Below are 2,900 nucleotides of genomic sequence, written 5' to 3' on the forward strand. Positions count from 1 at the left end.
ACAACCACGTCACTACCAGGAGGCCCGTTCCTTCATGCCCCCGACCACGTCGGCACCTCTGTCCGAATGATCACCCGCACTACCCGCCTCGAACGAGCTTCGGTTTGCCACAACGCACTAACTCAGCCTCGCCCACGCCCTGGCGGCCTGACCATCACACCGAGGGCGTCCGTCAAAAAAAGTGAGTTCAGCGGGAACCTTCGGCCGGGTGCCGGACACATACAGTGCATGGAACTGAACGACGCTGGTCCCACCGCACCTATGGGAGGGATATCCGACCGGGAGTTGTGGGCACGGGCAGTCGACGGCGACCGGGAGGCGTTCGTCGGATCTTCGACCGTCATGCGAAGACCGTCTACAACCACCTGTTCCGGCGGACGGCCGACTGGTCCGAGGCCGAGGATCTCACGGGTGCGTTTCTTCCTGAGTGACCACGGCGATGACCTGCGCAAATGTCTGCGCAACGAGGTTGAGTCGGCCGGCCTCGTGGGTGGCTGCAGGTCGATGAGCTGCACCGCGATGTAGATGTAGGCAGCAACCGGCCCCTCAAGGAGAAACGCACCCGTCGGCCAGCTCACGCAGACGGGAGCCCACCAGGCCAGCGCCGTCGTGTCGGGGGACCTCGGACCACACGGTCATCACCATCGACCTGGCACGGGGTGCATCAGTGGATGGACCTGCGGCTGAGCCGACCCGAGCTGTCAGGGGACGGGAAGCTCCCCAGCCTTGATCGCGGTCACGAACGCACCCCAATCAACTTGACAACGCCCGTCTGACATTATGACGATCCGATAACTGAGGAAGACCTGTGGAGGGTTCAGTGCGCGACGGAACGCCAGGATTCGGCCGTTATGCCGCCGCTTCTGATCCCGGCGACCCTGGGGAGGGCCACGATCCTTTCTCCGGCTCGGACAGCACATACACCTCGGAGCGGGAGGCGATACCGGGGCAGCGTCGCCGCCGTACGGACGAGTCCGGCGGGTCGGAGACGGTGCCGCCGTCCCACCGGCGGGGCGGTATGAGCGGGCAGGTCGCTACCGGCAGCGGTCACCGCGGCGGCGGCCGGAGCAAGGCCCGGAGCCGTAAGAGCAAGATTCTCCGCTGGGTGGCGATCGTCACGTCGGTCGGGGTCTTGGGGGCCTCTGGTGTCGCGTACGGCTACTACGAGTACCTGTCCGGCAAGATCCGCAAAGGTGAACGCAGCAGCGGTACGACGAATGTGGCGAAGACGAAGGCCAATGCGGCCGGCAAGACCGCGATGAACATCTTGATCCTGGGGTCGGACACACGCAACGGCTCCGGCGACGCAGCGCTCGGCGGGGCGGCGGACAGCGCCGGAGCCCGCGCCGACGTGATCATGATCGCTCACCTGTCGGCAGACCGCAGCAACATGTCAGTGGTCAGCATCCCGCGTGATACCCGGGTCGACATACCCGCCTGCACCGATCCCAACACTCACCAGCAATACGCGGCCACCAACGACATCATCAATGCCTCGCTCGGGCGGGGCGGCCCAGGCTGCACGCTCGCCACCGTACAAAACCTCACCGGCGTCTACATCGACCACTGGCTGATGATCGACTTTGCCGGTGTGGTGAAAATGGCAGACGTCCTCGGTGGCGTCGCGGTCTGCCTCCAGCACAGTGTCTGGGACCGGCCCACCGCCTATATCAAACATGGCGGCTCGGGCTTGAAGCTCACCACGGGCACGCACATCATCCAGGGGAAGCAGGCGCTCCAGTGGTTGCGCACCCGCGATGCTTTCGGCAGCGACGCAGGGCGAGCCCAGGCCCAGCACATGTACATGAATTCTCTGATCCGCACGCTGCGGAGCAAGAACTACTTCAGCAATCCGACGGAGCTCAACAGCATCGCGACCGCGGCGATGTCCGCCTTCGAGGTCTCCTCGGAGATCGGTTCACCGACGAAGCTGTACGACCTGGGAATGCAGCTCAAAACCATTCCGCCGGATCGGATCACGACGCTCACCATGCCTCACATCGCCGACCCGAAGGCCCCGGACGCCCACTACCTTCCGGACCCCACGGACGCGCCCGCGGTGTGGACGCTGCTGCGCAACGACGTGGCGATGGATCCCAACGGCAAGGCAAAGCCCACCACTTCACCGTCGGCGAAACCGGCTACGCCTGCCCCGCAGGGGCCGCCGGCCGCGGCGCCGGGCTCCATCACGGTCACGGTTGTCAACGGTACGGCAGGCACCGACGCCGGAGTCGCGACTCCGGGCCGCGCCCGTGCTATTGCGGTGACGCTGCAGACAGCCGGTTTCACCCAGGCCGCTGAAAGCCGGGAGGCCAAGCCCAGCCCCGGCACCACCCTCGTCTATCCGACCAGCAGCGGGGAACAGGGCAAGTCCAACGCACTTGCGGTGGCCAAGGCGCTGAAGATCCCTGCTGCCACTGTCAAGGCGTCCGCGGATATGCAGGCGATCACGCTGACCGTCGGGGCTGACTGGAAGACCGGCACGGACTTCAGCGCGACGCTGCCCAAGGCCGGTGCGGTACCGGCCTCCGCGCAGGCAAGCAACGGCGCGGAAAAGGGCTGCATGCCCGTCGAGCCCATCTACCGCTGGGCAGGCTGAAGGCAGCGGGGCTGCGATGTACAGGGGGTGGGCTCTCCCTCGGGGGTGCGTTTGTTCCTGAGTGACCACGGCGATGACCTGCGCAAATGTCTGCGCAACGAGGTTGAGTCGGCCGGCCTGGCCTGACCATCACACCGAGGGCGTCCGTCAAAAAAAGTGAGTTCAGCGGGAACCTTCGGCCCGGTGCCGGACACATACAGTGCATGGAACTGAACGACGCTGGTCCCACCGCACCTATGGGAGGGATATCCGACCGGGAGTTGTGGGCACGGGCAGTCGACGGCGACCGGGAGGCGTTCGG

The 2,900-nt window shown here is 65.7% G+C and carries 1 protein-coding gene; it reads left to right on the top strand.

Annotated elements, in window-relative coordinates; genetic code table 11:
- Window positions 1-820 precede the first annotated feature (820 nt).
- Window positions 821-2,599 carry an LCP family protein gene (locus FCI23_RS55040; protein WP_246144934.1) on the top strand — a complete coding sequence of 593 codons (1,779 nt, stop codon included), beginning with the start codon at window positions 821-823 and terminating at the stop codon, window positions 2,597-2,599.
- Window positions 2,600-2,900 lie beyond the last annotated feature (301 nt).

This window comes from Actinacidiphila oryziradicis (assembly GCF_005047355.1).
In the GTDB taxonomy this organism is placed as follows: Bacteria; Actinomycetota; Actinomycetes; order Streptomycetales; family Streptomycetaceae; genus Actinacidiphila; species Actinacidiphila oryziradicis.